Origin of the sequence: Paenibacillus sp. FSL R5-0378 (genome assembly GCF_038009285.1) — a bacterium.
Taxonomy (GTDB): domain Bacteria; phylum Bacillota; class Bacilli; order Paenibacillales; family Paenibacillaceae; genus Paenibacillus_AQ; species Paenibacillus_AQ favisporus.
Genome location: NZ_JBBPAY010000001.1, coordinates 6754860 through 6771525, shown reverse-complemented (window position 1 = coordinate 6771525; position 16666 = coordinate 6754860). Strand labels below are relative to the sequence as shown.

General features: G+C 57.1%; 17 protein-coding genes. 12 read left to right on the top strand and 5 right to left on the bottom strand.

What is annotated here, in order from left to right:
- Positions 1-91: 91 nt before the first annotated feature.
- Entirely contained in the window at positions 92-670 is a 579-nt protein-coding gene (locus tag MKY74_RS31355; RefSeq protein WP_076175603.1) for a TetR/AcrR family transcriptional regulator, read from the bottom strand.
- Positions 671-894: 224 nt separating this feature from the next.
- Between MKY74_RS31355 and MKY74_RS31350 the strand changes: the two genes are divergently transcribed.
- Entirely contained in the window at positions 895-1188 is a 294-nt protein-coding gene (locus MKY74_RS31350) for a hypothetical protein (protein WP_076175606.1), read from the top strand.
- A gap of 187 nt (positions 1189-1375) precedes the next feature.
- Positions 1376-2881: a serine hydrolase domain-containing protein gene (locus MKY74_RS31345; RefSeq protein WP_076175608.1), complete on the top strand. Its 1506-nt coding sequence runs from the start codon at positions 1376-1378 to the stop codon at positions 2879-2881.
- 44 nt (positions 2882-2925) lie between these two features.
- Here the strand turns inward: MKY74_RS31345 and MKY74_RS31340 are convergent, their stop codons facing one another.
- Entirely contained in the window at positions 2926-3270 is a 345-nt protein-coding gene (locus MKY74_RS31340; protein WP_076175611.1) for a winged helix-turn-helix transcriptional regulator, read from the bottom strand.
- A 146-nt stretch (positions 3271-3416) separates the two neighbouring features.
- Between MKY74_RS31340 and MKY74_RS31335 the strand changes: the two genes are divergently transcribed.
- Positions 3417-4355, top strand: coding sequence for an aldo/keto reductase family protein (locus MKY74_RS31335; protein ID WP_076175613.1), 939 nt, complete (start codon positions 3417-3419; stop codon positions 4353-4355).
- 57 nt (positions 4356-4412) lie between these two features.
- Positions 4413-5267, top strand: coding sequence for an NAD-dependent epimerase/dehydratase family protein (locus tag MKY74_RS31330; RefSeq protein WP_076175616.1), 855 nt, complete (start codon positions 4413-4415; stop codon positions 5265-5267).
- A 126-nt stretch (positions 5268-5393) separates the two neighbouring features.
- On the opposite strand, the gene MKY74_RS31325 is transcribed toward MKY74_RS31330, so the two are convergent.
- From MKY74_RS31325 to MKY74_RS31315, 3 genes are all read right to left on the bottom strand, one after another.
- Positions 5394-6335, bottom strand: a complete 942-nt coding sequence (locus tag MKY74_RS31325; protein WP_076175618.1) for a TIGR03943 family putative permease subunit — start codon at positions 6333-6335, stop codon at positions 5394-5396.
- Between the two features lie 108 nt (positions 6336-6443).
- A complete protein-coding gene (locus MKY74_RS31320) occupies positions 6444-7436 on the bottom strand; it encodes a permease (protein WP_076175620.1) in 993 nt (330 codons plus the stop codon).
- A 35-nt stretch (positions 7437-7471) separates the two neighbouring features.
- Complete coding sequence (locus MKY74_RS31315; RefSeq protein ID WP_076175622.1) at positions 7472-8605, bottom strand: CobW family GTP-binding protein; 1134 nt, start codon at positions 8603-8605, stop codon at positions 7472-7474.
- 304 nt (positions 8606-8909) lie between these two features.
- Here MKY74_RS31315 and MKY74_RS31310 point away from each other — a divergent pair, with 304 nt between their 5' ends.
- The 8 genes from MKY74_RS31310 to MKY74_RS31275 all read left to right on the top strand — a co-directional run bounded on the left by MKY74_RS31310 (position 8910) and on the right by MKY74_RS31275 (position 16664).
- Entirely contained in the window at positions 8910-9917 is a 1008-nt protein-coding gene (locus tag MKY74_RS31310; RefSeq protein ID WP_076175624.1) for an ROK family protein, read from the top strand.
- Positions 9890-10564, top strand: a complete 675-nt coding sequence (locus MKY74_RS31305; protein WP_076175627.1) for a hypothetical protein — start codon at positions 9890-9892, stop codon at positions 10562-10564. Before MKY74_RS31310 ends, MKY74_RS31305 begins: the two co-directional genes overlap by 28 nt.
- 106 nt (positions 10565-10670) lie before the next feature.
- A complete protein-coding gene (locus tag MKY74_RS31300; RefSeq protein ID WP_076175630.1) occupies positions 10671-11510 on the top strand; it encodes a metallophosphoesterase family protein in 840 nt (279 codons plus the stop codon).
- A 44-nt stretch (positions 11511-11554) separates the two neighbouring features.
- On the top strand, positions 11555-12151 hold the full coding sequence (locus MKY74_RS31295) for a glycerol-3-phosphate responsive antiterminator (RefSeq protein WP_084204193.1): 597 nt from the start codon (positions 11555-11557) through the stop codon (positions 12149-12151).
- Between the two features lie 219 nt (positions 12152-12370).
- Positions 12371-13687: an ABC transporter substrate-binding protein gene (locus MKY74_RS31290; RefSeq protein WP_076175633.1), complete on the top strand. Its 1317-nt coding sequence runs from the start codon at positions 12371-12373 to the stop codon at positions 13685-13687.
- Positions 13688-13741: 54 nt separating this feature from the next.
- A complete protein-coding gene (locus MKY74_RS31285) occupies positions 13742-14824 on the top strand; it encodes an ABC transporter ATP-binding protein (protein WP_076175636.1) in 1083 nt (360 codons plus the stop codon).
- Between the two features lies 1 nt (position 14825).
- On the top strand, positions 14826-15698 hold the full coding sequence (locus tag MKY74_RS31280) for a carbohydrate ABC transporter permease (protein WP_076175638.1): 873 nt from the start codon (positions 14826-14828) through the stop codon (positions 15696-15698).
- A gap of 105 nt (positions 15699-15803) precedes the next feature.
- Positions 15804-16664: a carbohydrate ABC transporter permease gene (locus MKY74_RS31275; RefSeq protein ID WP_084204199.1), complete on the top strand. Its 861-nt coding sequence runs from the start codon at positions 15804-15806 to the stop codon at positions 16662-16664.
- The last annotated feature ends 2 nt before the right edge of the window (positions 16665-16666 follow it).

Sequence of the window (16666 nt, the reverse complement as noted above, 5' to 3'; positions counted from 1 at the left end):
CTCTCTGTTTCCTAATAAAGTTCTTCTGTTTAACACGCTGCAATCTTTTGAACTGACTGGTCAGTTTTGTGTGGGCAAAAAAAGGTCCTGCTTAATCAAGCGACTTAAACAGACCTTCGGCGACGACCGTGAATACGAAGCTTTCCAAGTCCTCGCGGCTGTACTCCTCCTGGTGGCTCAAATAATAATTGCATGTGCTTTCCAGCATGCCAATCGTACTGGCTGCAGCCAGGTCTGCGTCAACGTCGCGCATAACGCCGCCCTCGCATTGGGCTTCTCTAAGAATGCCAGCCAGAAAGCTTAAATGCTCGCGCCGGAGCTGCTTCAGTTCATCCAGCACATCGGGCTCAATGCCGTTGGAAATTTCGTTGAATACGATATGGGCAAAATGGCGGGAGTCGAGGAACAAGTCCAGATGGTGGCGGAGAACCCGAAGGATCTGCTCTTTGATCGGAAGCGCGGAGCTAAGGTCGGTTTTCGTCCGCTCCATGATGTCCTCGAATCCAGCTTTTACCACGGCTTTGAACAGCTGGGACTTTCCCGGAAAGTTGTAATACAACGTGCCTTTGGCGACCTGCGCCTGCTGGGCGATCTCATCCATGCTGGCCCGGTGGTAGCCGTATTCGGAGAAGACGCGGGTGGCTGCGTGCAGAATCTTTTCTTTGCTCACGGTGGTGTATCGGTCCTTTCCATCTCATTCGTCGGTTGGACGGGGTTAATCTGACTGGTCAGTTCAAAACCAACATAACACGCTGGGAATATTTAGTCAACTGGACCCGCAACGATGGGTGGGGAAACGCCCGATTTTTAAAGGTATGAGATAGAATGAAACCTGATATGTTATACTGAGCGTAAATTCAATTTAGGAGTGATCTTCTGAGAAAGAATAAATCCATGTCCTTTGACGATCTGCTGATGGAATTGAAAGGCCAAAAGTCGGCGCAGGAAGAATCCGGCCGCATTGCCCTCGACAAGCTTTTAAACGGCTCGTTTATGCGCAAGCATTCGTCGTTTGCCAGCTTTCAGGATTTTTTGGAAAATGGCAATTTTCAAGCGGAAACCCAAGAAGAGTTGAATAAAATACCGGATGAGCTGCTGGATCGGCATGTGTCCCGGCAGACCGACTTTAAGGATTGGAAAACCATGCTGGAACAAGCGAATGCGGATTATGCCGCGAATAACGGGTAGCCTATCCTGCGTTCGCGTGGATAGATCAAGAGAGGATCAAGCTTTGGGCTTGCTCCTCTTTTTTGTGGGCATTCCAGCATGCAGCTTCGTCGTGTTCAACTTAACTCTTTCTTAAGGATTGTCTTTAACTTCTCTTTCGTTTTGGCTCCTATACTGGGCTTACGATACAAGAGGAGGAATTCAATTCATGATGAAGAGTAAAGAAAAGCGGAGGTCCATAGCCTTCATATCCCGAAAAATGATACTCGTGCTGCTCCTGGCAGCCGTCTTCTCAGGAGCTTACACCAGCCTGGCGTCAGCGGCTCCCAAGCTTGAGACAGGGCGGAAGGATCAGATCGACCGGTTCATCGAGACCCGCATGCATCAGAACCGGATTCCCGGATTGTCTGTCGCGATTGTCCACGACGGCGAAATTGTATATTCAAAAGGGTACGGGGAAACCGGAAGCGGAGCAGCCGTCACGCCGGACACGCCGCTTCCAGTCGCTTCCCTGAGCAAGTCGATCACGGCGCTGGCCGTCATGCAGCTGGTTGAAGCGGGGAAGATCCGCCTGGAAGACAAGGCGGTGGACCTTCTCCCATCCTTTCGGATGGACGATCCGAGGGGGAAGGAGATCACGGTGCGGCAGCTGCTGAACCAGACGAGCGGTCTGGCTGATACCGTGTTTCCGGAAATGGCGTTTTCGGCACAGCCCGCTTCGCTCGGCGAATCGATCGCCCGGTTGAAGGAGGTCAAGCTCGCCAGCGACCCGGGAACGGCGTTCCATTACCATAACACCAATTATCAGCTGCTCGCGCTGATCGTGGAGACGGTGAGCAAGGAGCCTTTTCCGGACTATTTGCAAAAGCATATCTTTGCTCCGCTGCACATGGACCGTACGACGGACGCCGCGTTGACCAGTTCCTTCAAAGAACCGGGCCACATGCTGCTCTATGGCCAGCCGGTCGCTTTGAAGGAACCGGATTGGTTCGTGGAGGGAGCCGCAGGGAATGTCTCGACCGCAAACGATATGGCGCGGTGGCTGATGCTGCAGCTTGGCGGGGGGACTTATGGGGGAACACGCCTGCTCAGCCCAGAGGGTATTGCGGCAATGCGCGAGGTTCCCGCGGGTGTGGAGAGCCGTTATGGTATGGGATGGACGGTAGACGGTGCAAGGTTGAGTCATAACGGTATTTTGTGGACGTATCAGGCGGATCAGCTGCTGATGCCGGAGAGCGGCTACGGGATCGTCATCCTGTTTGGCAGCGGGTTGAATGCGCTGGTTAACTATGGCACCTTTGCTTCAGGCATTGCCGACATTTTGAACGGGGAGGAGCCGCCAAAGTCAGCGATCTCCGTAGGCATGATCGAAGCGGGGATCGCGCTGCTGACGCTGCTGACTGTCCTGCTGTGGGTGCGTGGATTCTTTTTCCGCTGGAATCGGTGGGAACACAAGGCCCGGCAGCGCCGCGTTTGGCTGATTTCGCTGCGGATGCTCGCCACCTTGATCCCGCTTGCGATTTTCATCAGCCTGCCGCAGATCCTGACCTTCGTTGGCGGCGGGAGAGTGCTGAAATGGGAGCAAATTTTTCTGCTGATGCCGAGCGTCGTGATTTGGCTGGCACTTCTGTCGGCGTTTGGCGCGATCAGCTTCGTCCGCAAGGCCCTCTGCATGGTTGCGATATTACGGGAACACCAAAAAGCCCAGGCCTAGTGCCTGAGCTTTTTTCTTGATGACATTTCCGGATCGTGAGCTGCTTAAGTCCAGCGGGCCGCCCACAGCTTCATTTCATGGCAGATGACATGCAGGTCCTGTCCCTTAGGCGTGAGCGAGTATTCCACCGTCACCGGTACGGTAGGGAATACTTCCCTTTCCAGCACGCCCTGCTCCTCCAAATGGCGCAGCGTACTGGTCAGGGCACGGGGGCTTACGCTGGGGATACGGCGCTGCAGCTCACCAAAGCGAAGAGTGCCGCAGAACAGCTCGCGGATGACGAGAAAGGCCCATTTTCCGCCCAGCACATCCAGTGTTTTCTCAATGTTGCATTCGATATGCGTCGGGTTTTTCGGAATGTAACTGCTCGCTTTTTTGACTGTTTCCATAGACTCTCCTCCTTATATGTATATAACTATACTCTATATAGTATCTACCCTTGATATAATTAAGTGAAAAACATTTCACTTCTTTAAATCATATATGAACTTTTATAGAATGAAAAGGGTAACAGGACAACAAGGAGGTAGATGGAATGAAATACCGGAGACTGGGAAGAAGCGGGCTTAAAGTCAGCGAAATCAGCTTGGGCAGCTGGCTTACATATGGCGGTTACGTAGAACGCGAAAATGCGGTGAATTCGATCAAAACGGCATACGATTTGGGCATTAACTTTTTCGATACGGCGAATGTATATGAAAAAGGCGCGGCGGAAGAGCTTGTCGGCAAAGCGCTGAAAGCGTATCCGCGCGAATCTTACGTGCTGGCGACCAAGGCGTTCTGGCCGATGGGCGAAGGCCCGAATGACCGCGGCTTGTCGCGCAAGCATATTACGGAGCAGGCGAATGCCAGCCTGAAGCGGCTAGGACATGACTATGTGGACATTTTCTACTGCCACCGCCATGATCCGGAGACGCCGCTGGAAGAAACGCTGCGTGCGATCGACGACCTGGTTCGCCAGGGCAAAGTGCTGTACGTCGGCGTGAGCGAATGGCAGGCATCGCAGATCGCCGAAGCGATCGGCGTGGCCGACCATTATCTGCTGGACCGCATTGTGGTCAACCAGCCGATTTACAACATGTTTGAGCGCTACATCGAGAAGGAAGTCATGCCGCTCAGTGAACGCGTAGGGATCGGACAAGTGGTGTTCTCCCCGCTGGCTCAAGGCCTGCTGACAGGCAAATACACGTCGGCTTCCGACATTCCACAGGACAGCCGCGCGGCGAAGCTCGATTGGATGCGTAAAGGCATCACCGAAGAAAAGATCGCCAAAGTGCAGCAGCTTGAAGGTGTCGCCAAAGAGCTCGGCATTTCCGTCGGCAACCTGGCCCTTGCGTGGATTCTGCGCAAAGACAACGTGGCCAGCGCGCTGGTCGGCGCAAGCCGTCCGGAGCAGGTGACGGAGAATGCCAAGGCTTCGGGCATCGTCCTGAGCGAAGACGTGCAGGAGCGGATCGAAGACATTCTGAAATAATCGGACCGGCCAAGGGTTCGGCCAGGTTTGAACCGAAGCGAAGAGGAGGCGTTACTTGTGGCCAAAGTCGTCATTACAGGCGGAAGCGGCATGCTTGGACAGTGGGTCGTGCGTCATTTTATCGAGCAGGGGTATGAGGTGCTGAACGTGGACTTCCGGCGTCCCGACGAGAACCTCTGCCCCACGCTGATTGCGAATCTTGAGGATTTGGGAGAGACCTACGGTGCGCTGGCCGGGGCGGATGCCGTCGTTCATTTGGCGGCGATCCCGGCGGCGCATATCCGCACGCCGGAAGTTACGTTCCGGAACAACGTCATGTCGACGTACAACGTGCTGGAGGCCGCCGCAGGCCTCGGAATCCGCAAAGCAGTGATCGCGTCCAGCGAATCGTCCTACGGCATCGTATTTGCAGTCAGTCCCTTAAGCCCGCAATACGTGCCCGTGGACGAGGCGCATCCGCAGCTGCCCGAGGACAGCTACGGACTATCCAAGGTGGTCAATGAATTGACGGCCGACATGTTCCACCGGCGCACCGGCGTGCAGGTCGTCTCCATTCGCCTCGGGAATGTCATCCCTCCGGAATGGTATGAGCGTTTTCCCTCATTCATCGACAAGCCCGAAGAACGGGACCGCATTCTGTGGAGCTACATCGACACCCGCGACGCTGCTTCGGCCATCCGGCTGGCCGTCGAGGCGGACGGGCTCGGTGCGGTGGCCCTTAACGTGGCCGCCGACGACTCCAGCATGGCGGTTCCGAGCCGCGAACTGCTGGCCGCCAGGTATCCCGGCGTGACGGACATCCGCGCGCCGCTGGCGGGGCATGAGACCCTGCTCAGCAACGAGAAGGCGAAGCGCCTGCTCGGCTGGCAGCCGCAGCACCGCTGGCGCGACGAGGTTGCAAAGCTTCGCTGAACGCAGCTGGGAGTACCCGACAAGAAGCATGGACCACAGAAATAGATACTCCTATGCAAACGCCAAACCAAGAAGACCCGGGCATCGTTCCGGAGTCTTCTTGGTTTTTTTGTCGGTCATTTCCTGCTATTTTGCCTTGGCGGCGTCCTTCTGCAGCTCTTTCCAGGCGGCGACCGAGTCGGCGCTCGTATAGATGTAAGGGGTCTGGGGCTGGGCAATCGGCGTGATTTGTGAAGCCTCGATCTCGATCAAATTGTTGCCCCCTTGAGACACGATCTTCAGTTTGCCCTGTATCTTGACCCAGGAATCGGCCGGCAGGGCCAGTTTCTGCTGCGGATCGACCATAATGCCGAAAGGGGTGGCGTCCGCTGTGCAGCACTGCACCAGAAAGCGGCTGACCGCGAAGGGGCCGCTCGCTCCGCCCGTCTGATCGCGATAGACGAAGCCGGATACGGCGATTTCCTTGCCTTCAAACTGCTCCTTGAACATCTCGATCGCCCCGAACGTTTCGGAGTAAATCGCCGGGTAGACCGGGATGACGGGCTGGGCGTACAGCAGTTTGGCGAGCTCGGCGAATTCCTTGGCATACGGATCGGAGGTCTCGAAGGTGACGGCAGTATCCGGATCTGTGGGAGCGCGGGTAATTGACTTGTTCGGCCCTGTGGATGCGCTGGGAATAGCCTTCTCCGGCTCCATCGCCGAATAGGAGAGGGAGATGCCCTTCTTGGCGGCGGCGATGCTGCCGAGGGCCTTATCCGGAAGGAGGAACCCGAGCAGCAGCGGGAGCACGAACAATCCGTACAGACCGGTGCTTTTCAAAAAGCCGGCAGGGAGCCGGTGATCGCAGTTGCACAGCACCTGGCTGCGTCCGAGCAGTGCCTGGATCACCAGGCTGAGCGCCATCAGGCCCAGCGGAACCGGGCACAGCCGGATCCATCTCGCCAGGGCGGGCGCGACGTAATAATGCAGCGCGTCCTGCTGCATCAGGTGCAGAATATAGAGGGCGAAAGCCGCCAGCACGGCCGCCCGGAACAGGTAATGCAGCCGGATGCTGCGGGAGTCGTTCACTTGGCTCTACCTCCAGTCGGATTATGTGTTGGGTTCTCGCATCTTGCGCGGGCGTGTTCCTGGCATGGGCGTTCACAGCCAGATCGAATGTTACATCCTCCAAAAAGTTTACAGCCAGACCGAAATCAGAACCGAACCGACAAAGACGCAGGCGGCGATCAGGAAGAACAGATAGAGGGCGAACTTGGTTTTGAACAGCGCCATCAGCATCATGGCGTTTTTGAAATCCAGCATCGGGCCCAGCACCATGAACGCGATCAGCGAGCCGGCGGGAAAGGTGTGCAGAAAGGTGGAAGCGACAAAAGCGTCCGACGTGGAGCACAGGGAGAGCGCAAAGGCGAGCCCCATCATGAACAGATACGAGCCCAGTGGATGGCCGCCGATGGCGGAGAGGCTTTCCCGGACCATAAACGTCTGAATGCCCGCCGTCAGCAGGCAGCCGATGATCAAATATTTGCCCATGTCGAAAAACTCGTCCGACGTATGGACGAATACCGACGCCAGCCGGCCGCCTCGTGCGGCATGGAGATGAGCATTCCCGCCGGTTTCCCGCTCCATCGACCATCTCACCGGCGATTTTTTTACCGTGACGTAGACGATGAGCCCGATCAGGAAAGCGACGGCGAAGGCCAGTCCCATCCGGGCGTATGCGAGATCCGGATGGCTGCGGAACGCCATGAAGGTGGCTCCGTAGACGACCGGATTGATGATCGGTCCGGACAAAATGAACACGATCGCGACATACACGGGCATGCCTTTATGAATGAGCCGGCGGACGAGCGGGATCATGCCGCACTCGCACACCGGGAAGATCACGCCGAGGAGACAGGCGAACAGGATGGCCGGAACCGGCTTCTTCGGAATCCAGCGCGACAGGACCTCGTCCGGCACAAACACCTGCAGCAGCGATGAGAGCAGCGCCCCGGCCAGCACGAACGGCAGCGCCTCCAGCAGAATGCCGACGAAGCTGGTTTTGAACGTGTCCATATAGACGTTATCCAGCAGCTCGATGCGCTCCGGCAGCCACAGGACGAGCAGGATGATCAGAAAGGCGGCGGGAAGAAGCAGCGGGACGATTTTAAAAGGGGAGAGGGTGGTCATGGCGGGATCAGCTCCTTCCACAGGAATGATGAAGCTTAACGAAACAGTTCGGACCAGCGTTCCTTCAGCCGCGCCTCGTTCAAATTCAGGCCGATCATAACGAGGTACGGTGCGCCGGGGTAACGGGAGGTTTCCCAGAACGTGCGTGTCCCGGCATACTGGACGAGCTGGACCGGTTCATGGCGGGCGAGCGCCACATGCCCCTTAGCACGAAGAAGCGCGTCTCCGCACTCACGGAAGAACGCCTCCAGCCGCTCCCTGGACAGGGAAGCTGGGCTTTGTTCCGCTGCGGGAAAGGTCAGCGTGACGGTGCTGACTTTGGAAAAAGAGACCGCCTCGTCATGATGTTCATGCCCGCCGTGGCCGCCATTCCCTTCATGAGCGTGGGCAGTGGCCGTAGATCCCCCACCGTGACCGTTATGGGCAAGGTGGTGAGCATGCGAAGCGGCTGGGTCAACAGCTCCACCGAACCTGTGCTGCTCCTGGCTGCTCAGCTCCTCCATTGCTGGGGTCTGTGCACCAGCCCGGACAGCAGCGGCCTTGGACGCTTGGCGGCGGTTAACCCCGTCCAGCAGTCTGGACAGGTCAATCCGGCTATATTCTGTGTATACGATCGCAGCCTCGGGATTATGCTTACGGATCATGCTTTCGATCTTGCCGATCGTGCCCGGGGCGGCCAGATCCTGCTTGTTGACCGCGACCAGATCGGCGCTTTCGATCTGCTTGCGTAGCGTGCGGACCAGCTCTTTGTCGGCGGAGAAGCGGCTGTTGAACTCCAGCACGTTCTCCGCGTCGAGCATCGTCACCGTATAATGGTGCCGTAACCGGCCGGCAAGCCCCGGCTCCTGAAGAGTGCGGCGGATTTCTTCCGGATCGGCGACGCCGGTGAGCTCGATGACGATGACGTCGGGCGACCGCTCCAGCAGGGTGGACAGACCTTGCGGCAGCTCGCTTTTCCGGCTGCAGCAGACGCACCCGTCCAGCAGCTTCTGCACCTGAACCCCCGCTTGTTCCTCCAGAATCGTTCCATCCACATCCCGTTTGCCCAGCTCGTTCATCAGGATGCCGGGGGTCAGCCCCCGGGCCGAGCACTCCTTGAGCACGGACAGCAGCAGCGTCGTTTTTCCGCTTCCCAAAAATCCGCTTAATATGATGACTGGCGTTTTCATACGCGATTCATCTCCTTTATCCTCGTTGTCGAATATAGAGCAGGCCCAGGGATATGGCCTGTACCAAGCGTGAATTTTTCTCTCATTTTATCTATACGTAAAGATTACGATTTAATGCCTATGAATATGGCGGTCCGGAAGGTGCTGATAGATTCAGAACCGCGGCGATTGATGCCATTACCGGGCAGCCTGCTGAGGAGAAATCTGGAAAAGAATGCTACAGATCCATTCATATCCGGAGCGAAGTCGTTTATGATAGGTTTATGTCAGCGACCAAGGATTTCCGGAGGAGGAAAAGGAAGGCATGAGCAAATTTGTCATTGGCATGGACCTCGGCGGAACCCGGATCAAATCGGCGGTATTTGACGCGGATGCCGGTTGGAGGATCGCCGCGGCAAGAATGGACGCCACCGAAGCGGACAAGGGACCGGGGCATGTGCTGAACCGGATGAAGCAGATGGTTCATGAACTGATGAAGGAAGCGGGGATCGGGCCGATGGACGTGAGCTGCATGGGGATGGGCATTCCGGGGCTCCTGGATCCGCGGGAAGGGCTGTCGATTCTGTCTCCCAACTTTCCGGAATGGGAAAATATCCACGTCGTAAACCGGATGCGGGAGGAGTTCGCTTTTCCGGTTTTCATCGATAATGATGTGCGCGTCAACATGTACGGGGAGTGGCGGTTTGGCGCCGGCAGGGGCTGCAGGAACCTGATGCTCATTACTTTGGGAACCGGACTGGGCTCGGGAATGATTTATGAGGGGAAGGTTGTCTACGGCACGTCTTCGAGCGCAGGCGAGATCGGCCACATGAACATGTACAGGGAAGGGCGGCCGTGCCGCTGCGGCAGCTCGGGCTGCCTCGGCCGCTACGTGTCCGCGGTGGGTATGGTCCGAACGTTTGCGGAAAAGCTGGCGGAAGGACGGAGGAGCGTCATTCAGGAGTGGACGGGCAACGACTCCTCGCAAATGACGGCACAGCTCATTTCGGACGCCTATGACCTGCAGGACGCGCTCGCTATTGAAGTCATGCACGAGACGGGAGAGCTTCTCGGGTATGGACTAGCGAACGCGATCAATTTGCTGAATCCCGAGCTGATCATTGTAGGCGGCGGCATGGCCGCGGCCGGGGAGCGGCTCTTGCGCCCGGTGCGCGAGACGGTAGCCCGCCATGCGCTGCAGCTGTCCGCCGGGGTCTGCCGCATCGTGCAGGCCGAGCTTGGGGACAGGGCCGGGAAGCTGGGCGCCGCTGTGTACGCAGACGGACGCTTGAAAGGAGGGAATTCATGGTCAGACAATGGGCTAACAGGCTGATTATGCTGCTGGTGCTGGCTGCGGTCATCCTGGTCGTTATTTACGCTTTCGAGGGAAAGTTGTTCGGCCTTCAAGATAAGGAAGCGGAAGGGAGCCCGACGGTGGTGGAGGCGATTGAAAAGATCCGGGGCGAGGAGTACGTGTCCTATATGATCGATGAGCGTCCGGTTGCTGACGGGGAGGTGGCATTTTTCCTGCGGAAGACACCCAGCGGTGGGTACACCATCGCTGCAGAATATGTAAGGAAATTCGAAAAAGGCTGGAAGTGGGGCTATGGGGGAAGCTTCGGAGCCTCCAACTATCACCCCGGACTTTCCGACGCCGAAGCTCGGAAGGAGGGCTTCTATGCCGTGTACTTACCCGGGACGGAGGGTACGGAATTCGGCAGCTCTCCCTTTCCCATGTATTATGGCATCGCTCTGCATCCCGACATCAGCCGCATCGTGGTCAAGGACCCTACCGGCTATGAGAAGCAGGCGCAGATCATTCCCATCGAGCAAAACTTCAAATTGTTTTACGTGTTTTTGGATGCGTCACAGGGTACGAAGCTCGAAATTACGGGCTACGACCAGAGCGGAAACATCATCCAGCAGGTGACTCAGGACGAGGCTAACCCCAACAACACGGGGACGACACGAATCGATTAACCGTAATTTTACATAATCAGCCTTCCCAATTAACGGATCGGAAACAATCCATCGATAAGATGAAGGAGGAAAAATCCAATTCGAACAAGCCGGGAGGAGAGAAATAATGAGATTGGCGCTGTTGGGTGATTTGCATTACCACGAAATCGACGAGTCGGTACCGGGGCTGAAGGAAGCACGGCGTGCATTCTATCAAACGGTGCTGGAGCAGTTTTTGGAGCAGGAAGCGGACCTGTATATTTCGCTGGGGGATCTCACCAACTTCGGCACGGCCTCCGAGCTTCGCGAAGTGTACGACCTGCTTCGCCGCCAGGACAAGACGTTTATACACGTGCTGGGCAATCATGACTTGTATGCGCAGCGCAGAGCCGAGGTGCTGGAGATGACGGGCCAGGAGAGGTACCATGCCATCGACACGGATCAAGCGATGCTCGTGTTTCTCGACACGGCCAAGGAAATGGATTTTAAAGACTGGGGCGGCTGGCTCGATCCCGAACAGTTGGGCTGGCTTGAGGAGCAGGTAGGACTGTCAGGCGACAAGCCGCTCCTCGTCTTCGGCCATCACCCCGTGTACAATACGACGGCGGGTTCGGAGAAGGATAAGGGTTCGATTCATCCCATCATCGACATGTGGAGCATTTTGAACCAAAAGCAGGGCATTGGCATCTATTTCAACGGCCATACGCATATGGACTCGATCGCGCACCGGCAGGACTGGTCGTTCGTGCAGCTGTCGGCCTGCCTGGATCAGCCGGGCTTCCGGATCGTCGATATCGCGGAGGACGCGATCCGCATCACACCGGTCGAAGTGATGGACCCGACGCTGCCGGATCACATGGCGCTCCTTCACCAGCATATGAAGCATTTCAGCCCGAATCCGGATGCCAGAGGGATGGAGGACGACCGGGCTCTCCTCGTTCCGCTGCCGATTGCGCCGCAAATCTGAATATAGAGTAATCACGACCTTCGTGAAAGGGAGGCTGTACACGCATGAATGACGTTATGACCCGGGAGCATTTTTTCAAAGGTCTCGCCAAGCATAAACGGATTGCCTCCATCAAAGACCCCCGCCATATTGAAATCGCCTTGAAGCACCGGGATGAGCTGAGCGGCGTCTTTCTCTTGATGGGCCATATCGGTGTCGCCAAAGGCTATGTGAACGTATTCCGGGAGCACGGTCTGCCGGTGTTTATGCATTTGGAAAAAATCGGCGGGCTCAGCACGGACCATTACGGCCTGGATTATTTGGCCAAGAGCATCCGCCCGGTCGGCATCATTTCGACCAAAACCAGCGTCATCAAAACCGCCAAAAAAATGGGGCTGCTCACGGTGCAGCGTTTCTTTCTCGTCGACAGCGAAGGGCTGGAGAACATCGCGAAGAGCCTGTCCCAGGCCGAGCCGGACATCATCGAGCTGATGCCTGCCCGCATTCCGGACATGATCCGCAGGGTGAAGAGTTTTACGGAACTCCCGATCATCACCGGCGGCCTGCTGTATGAGCACAGCCACGCACAGGAGTGCCTGGACCAGGGAGCGACCGCCATTTCCGCTTCCCGTCCTGAGCTGTGGAGAAGAAAGATCATTTGATGTCCCGTTAATATTCCGCATAAACCGCGTTAATAGTTGTCCCTTATGATGAAATCGACAAGTAAATAGAACGGTTGGAGTTATGGAGAAACCTGATCTGTCGAGAGAGCGCTAAGCCAGCGTTCCTGCTCGGCGGTATTCGGGTTTCTTTATTTTTTTGGCTGCAGCCGTCGTTGTACAGCAGACATAAACCAAATTCAAGGGTGGAGGAATCAATCGATGTTCAAGAAAAAGATCGCACTGCTTACACTGTCCGCGGTAATGACGGGCATGCTGGCCGGATGCGGCGGCGGAGCCGAGAAGGCGGCCGGCAGCGAGACAGCGGAGGCAGCAGCGGCCAAGCCGGATAAAAAAATCGTCATCAAGTACTGGTACGCCTTCGGCGACAAGATCGAGGAAGCCAAGCAGCATATGGTCCAAACGTTCAATGAGTCCCAAGACAAGATCGAGGTGGTCGCCGAGCATCAGGGGAATTACGATGATCTTCATGCGAAGGTCCAGGCGGCTTTTGCGGCTGGGGACGCCCCGGCGGTCACGGATCTGGAAATTGCCTCCACGGGCGTGTTCGCCCATTCCGGCATGCTCGAAGACCTGACCTCATACGCCGAGAAGGACAAGGATCAGCTGAAGCTGGACGATTTTATCCCCGGACTGATGGGGAACGCCTACGTGGACGACAAGCTGTACGGGCTGCCTTTCATGCGCAGTACTCCGATTATGTACAAGAACGTGACGATGCTGAAGGATGCCGGGCTGGATCCGTCCGGGCCTAAAACGTGGGATGAGTTTGAGCAGTACTCCAAAGTGCTCAAAGAGAAAGGCAAGCTCGGCATGACCGTGCCGGTCGATATTTGGTTCTATGAGGCGCTGGTGGCCCAAAGCGGCGGCACGATGCTGAGCGAGGACGGCAAAAAGGCAACCTTCAACAACGCGGCCGGCGTGGCGCCGGTGGACTTCTGGAAGCGGCTGGTGAACGAAGGCCTGATCAAAATGCCGGTCGGCGACGAAGCCGGGGATACGGCGGACAAGGATTGGGCGAACCAAATTTCCGCGTTTAAGTTCGCCTCGACGGCCGGCGTGTCGCAAAGCCTGGAAATCGCCAAAGGCAACGGCTTTGAGCTGGAGACGGCCTTCATGCCGGCCAACAAGGATTACGGCGTGCCGACAGGCGGATGCCAGCTCGTCATGACGTCGAAGAGCAGCGCCGAGGAGAAGGCGGCGGCCTGGGAATTCATGAAATGGATGACCTCCCAGGAAAACACGATTTACCAGCATAAGCATGTCGGATACCTGCCGACCCGCACGTCGGCGGTGGAAAGCGAAGAGCTCAAGGAGCATTTTACCCAGTATCCGCAGTATAAAGTCGCTGTCGACCAGCTGAAATACGCGAGACCGCGCCCGATGGAGAACGGATATCCGGAAGTCGCCAAGATCGTCCGCGATGCGATCCAGAAGGCGATTATCGATCCGAAGACGACGCCGCAGCAGGCGCTGGACGAAGCCGCGGCCAAGTCGGATAAGCTGCTTGGCAAGTAAGTTTAGCGCCTGTCAGGCAATGAAACAGACCCGCCAAACAAGGAGGCATTCGGCATGGCCCAAATCGAGCTGATCGGCATTTGCAAGAAATACAAGGAAGAAACCGTAATTCAGGACCTTAACCTGACGATCCGGGACGGTTCGTTTACCGTCCTGGTCGGGCCGTCCGGCTGCGGCAAATCGACGACGCTGCGCATGGTGGCCGGGCTGGAAAGACAGACCGCAGGAGATATTCTCATCGACGGCCAGCGCGTGAACGACACGCCGCCCGGCCTGCGGGACGTGGCGATGGTGTTCCAAAACTATGCGCTGTACCCGACCATGACGGTCCGGGGCAATATCGAGTTCGGTCTCAAGAACCGCGGCGTCTCCCGCAAGGAGCGGGAGCGCCTGGTCTCCGACATTTCCGAAATCGTCGGACTTGGGCCATACCTCGACAAGAAGCCGCAGAATCTCTCCGGCGGCCAGCGCCAGCGCGTGGCGCTCGCCCGGGCGATGGTGAAGCAGCCGAAGGTGTTTATCCTTGACGAACCGCTGTCCAACCTGGACGCGAAGCTGCGGAACCAGATGCGGACCGAGCTGATCCAGCTGCATGAACGCCTTGGCACGACCTTTGTCTACGTGACGCATGATCAGGTCGAAGCCATGTCCATGGGCGACGAGATCGTCGTCATGAACGAAGGGGCGGTCCAGCAGGCGGACTCGCCGATGAAGCTGTACGAGCAGCCTGCCAACCTGTTCACCGCCCAGTTTATCGGCACGCCGGCGATGAACATCATAAAGGTCGGCGACATCAAGGGGCTGCGCGTCCAATCCGAGTCCGGAGCCTACCATGTCGGCTTCCGGCCGGAGCATGCACAGATCAATCCGGACGGCCCGATGGAAGGTCTTGTGCTCGAAGGAGACATCTTGACGCGGGAGAGCCTGGGGGCGGAGCATATCTATCAGATCCGTTCCAAGGCGGGAGCGTTCTTTGTCAAAACGTTTCTGAAGCCGCTGGTGACGGCGGAGCGTGTACACATCGCCGTACCGCACGGGCATCTCTATTATTTCAGCCTCAACGGCAGCCGGGTGCAGACAGCGGGAGCGGCAAATGAGAAGACCTCCTCACGGCAGCTGATAGCGGGAGGGGTGTAGCATGACCGTCTGGGAACGGCTGCGCCCGTACAGCATGGTCGCGCCGGCAATTATCGTCTTTGCCATGTTTTTTATCTACCCGATTTTTTACATGATGTACTTAAGCCTGTTCGACTGGAACTTCGTCAGCCCGACAAAAACGTTCGTCGGCATCCAGAACTTCGTGGATCTGCTGTCGGAGCCGGATTTCCGCCAGGTGCTGTCGAACACGACCCTTTATACCGTGCTGACGGTTACGCTGACGACCGGACTCTCCCTGTTCATGGCGATCTGGCTGAACCGCAGCGGCTTCTTCTACGGCCTGGTACAGGGGGCGATCTTCAGCCCCCATATCATCTCGCTCGTATCGATTTCGCTCTTGTGGAGCTGGCTGATGGACCCCGAATACGGGCTCTTGAACTGGGTGATCGGCCTGTTCGGCTTCGGCAAGCTGGAATGGCTGTCCCATCCGAGCACCTCGCTGATCTCCCTGGTGATCGTGGCCGTGTGGAAAGGGCTCGGCTATAACACGCTCGTGTTTATCGCGGGGCTGCAGAGCATCCCGCAGGATATATACGAAGCGGCTTCCCTGGACCGCTCCAGGCCGTGGACGACGTTCACGCGGCTGATTCTGCCGATGCTGTCGCCGACGATCTTTTTCCTCGTCATCATCAATTTGATCGGGTCGTTCCAGGTGTTCGAGACGATCGCAATCATGACGCAGGGCGGTCCGGTCAACTCGACCAATACGCTGGTGTATTACATCTACGAGGCCGGCTTCCGCTTCTTCAAAATCGGGTATGCCTCGGCGGCCGGCGTGATCCTGCTGTTCATCGTCGGCATCCTGACCATCGTCTATTTCCGGCTGCTGTCCAGCCGCGTTCATTACCGTTAACCGGTAACGACTTCTGCTTCTATGATCTTAAAAAAGGGGGAAAACCGCGTGGAACCCGCAAACCGTGCCTTTGACGGGCATACCGTCGCCGTTCCCGGAGGACGCATGCTGGAAACACCGGGCAGACCTGCCCTTCTGCGCTCCGCGGCCGTCCTGCTGCTGAAGGCGCTGAATGTGGCGGCGCTGCTGCTGCTGGTCCTCATCTTTGCCATGCCGTTTGTCTGGATGCTCTCGACATCCCTCAAAACACTGCCGGAGACGATGATCTTCCCGCCGGAATGGATTCCCCGGAATCCGGTATGGAGCAATTACGCCTCCGCGTGGCAAACCGGGCCGTTCCTGCATTACATCACGAACAGCGCCGTCATTTCGGTGAGCATTTTGCTGCTGCAGATGCTGACGATCATTCCGGCTGCGTACGCATTTGCCAGATACCGGTTTGTCGGCTCCGGCTTTTTGTTCAGCCTGGTCATGGTGACGCTCATGATCCCGACCCAGCTCATCTTTCTGCCGGTATATTTGGAGCTGAGCGCCTTCAAGCTGCTGAACACCCATCTCGGGCTGATACTCCCGTTCGCGTCCAGCGCGTTCGGCATCTTCCTGCTCCGGCAGGCGTTCCGGCAGATCCCGGAGGAGCTGGTGGAAGCTTCCCGCCTGGATCAGGCCAAGGAATGGAAAATCATCGTCCGCATCATGGTGCCTATGGTGAAGCCGGTGCTTGTGACGTTTGCCCTGTTCAGCTTCATCGCGCACTGGAACGATTATTTCTGGCCGCTCGTCATGACGACGAACGAAACGGCGCGGACGCTGCCGATCGGCATCGCCAAAATCCGCGAGGTCGAAGGCGGCGGCACCTGGAACATCCTGATGGCCGGCAACGTCATTTTGGTCGCGCCGATTCTGGCCGCCTTTTTCCTGGCGCAAAAGCATATCATCAAAGCGTTTGTGTACAACGGCGTCAAGTAAGA

What these genes read in the sequence shown, in the direction of transcription:
- MKY74_RS31280 (WP_076175638.1), top strand. Translation starts at nt 14,826, where the DNA reads ATGACCGTCTGGGAACGGCTGCGCCCGTACAGCATGGTCGCGCCGGCA.
- MKY74_RS31345 (WP_076175608.1), top strand. Translation starts at nt 1,376, where the DNA reads ATGATGAAGAGTAAAGAAAAGCGGAGGTCCATAGCCTTCATATCCCGA.
- MKY74_RS31315 (WP_076175622.1), bottom strand. Translation starts at nt 8,605, where the DNA reads ATGAAAACGCCAGTCATCATATTAAGCGGATTTTTGGGAAGCGGAAAA.
- MKY74_RS31275 (WP_084204199.1), top strand. Translation starts at nt 15,804, where the DNA reads ATGCTGGAAACACCGGGCAGACCTGCCCTTCTGCGCTCCGCGGCCGTC.
- MKY74_RS31320 (WP_076175620.1), bottom strand. Translation starts at nt 7,436, where the DNA reads ATGACCACCCTCTCCCCTTTTAAAATCGTCCCGCTGCTTCTTCCCGCC.
- MKY74_RS31340 (WP_076175611.1), bottom strand. Translation starts at nt 3,270, where the DNA reads ATGGAAACAGTCAAAAAAGCGAGCAGTTACATTCCGAAAAACCCGACG.
- MKY74_RS31295 (WP_084204193.1), top strand. Translation starts at nt 11,555, where the DNA reads ATGAATGACGTTATGACCCGGGAGCATTTTTTCAAAGGTCTCGCCAAG.
- MKY74_RS31300 (WP_076175630.1), top strand. Translation starts at nt 10,671, where the DNA reads ATGAGATTGGCGCTGTTGGGTGATTTGCATTACCACGAAATCGACGAG.
- MKY74_RS31290 (WP_076175633.1), top strand. Translation starts at nt 12,371, where the DNA reads ATGTTCAAGAAAAAGATCGCACTGCTTACACTGTCCGCGGTAATGACG.
- MKY74_RS31350 (WP_076175606.1), top strand. Translation starts at nt 895, where the DNA reads ATGTCCTTTGACGATCTGCTGATGGAATTGAAAGGCCAAAAGTCGGCG.
- MKY74_RS31305 (WP_076175627.1), top strand. Translation starts at nt 9,890, where the DNA reads ATGGTCAGACAATGGGCTAACAGGCTGATTATGCTGCTGGTGCTGGCT.
- MKY74_RS31310 (WP_076175624.1), top strand. Translation starts at nt 8,910, where the DNA reads ATGAGCAAATTTGTCATTGGCATGGACCTCGGCGGAACCCGGATCAAA.
- MKY74_RS31335 (WP_076175613.1), top strand. Translation starts at nt 3,417, where the DNA reads ATGAAATACCGGAGACTGGGAAGAAGCGGGCTTAAAGTCAGCGAAATC.
- MKY74_RS31285 (WP_076175636.1), top strand. Translation starts at nt 13,742, where the DNA reads ATGGCCCAAATCGAGCTGATCGGCATTTGCAAGAAATACAAGGAAGAA.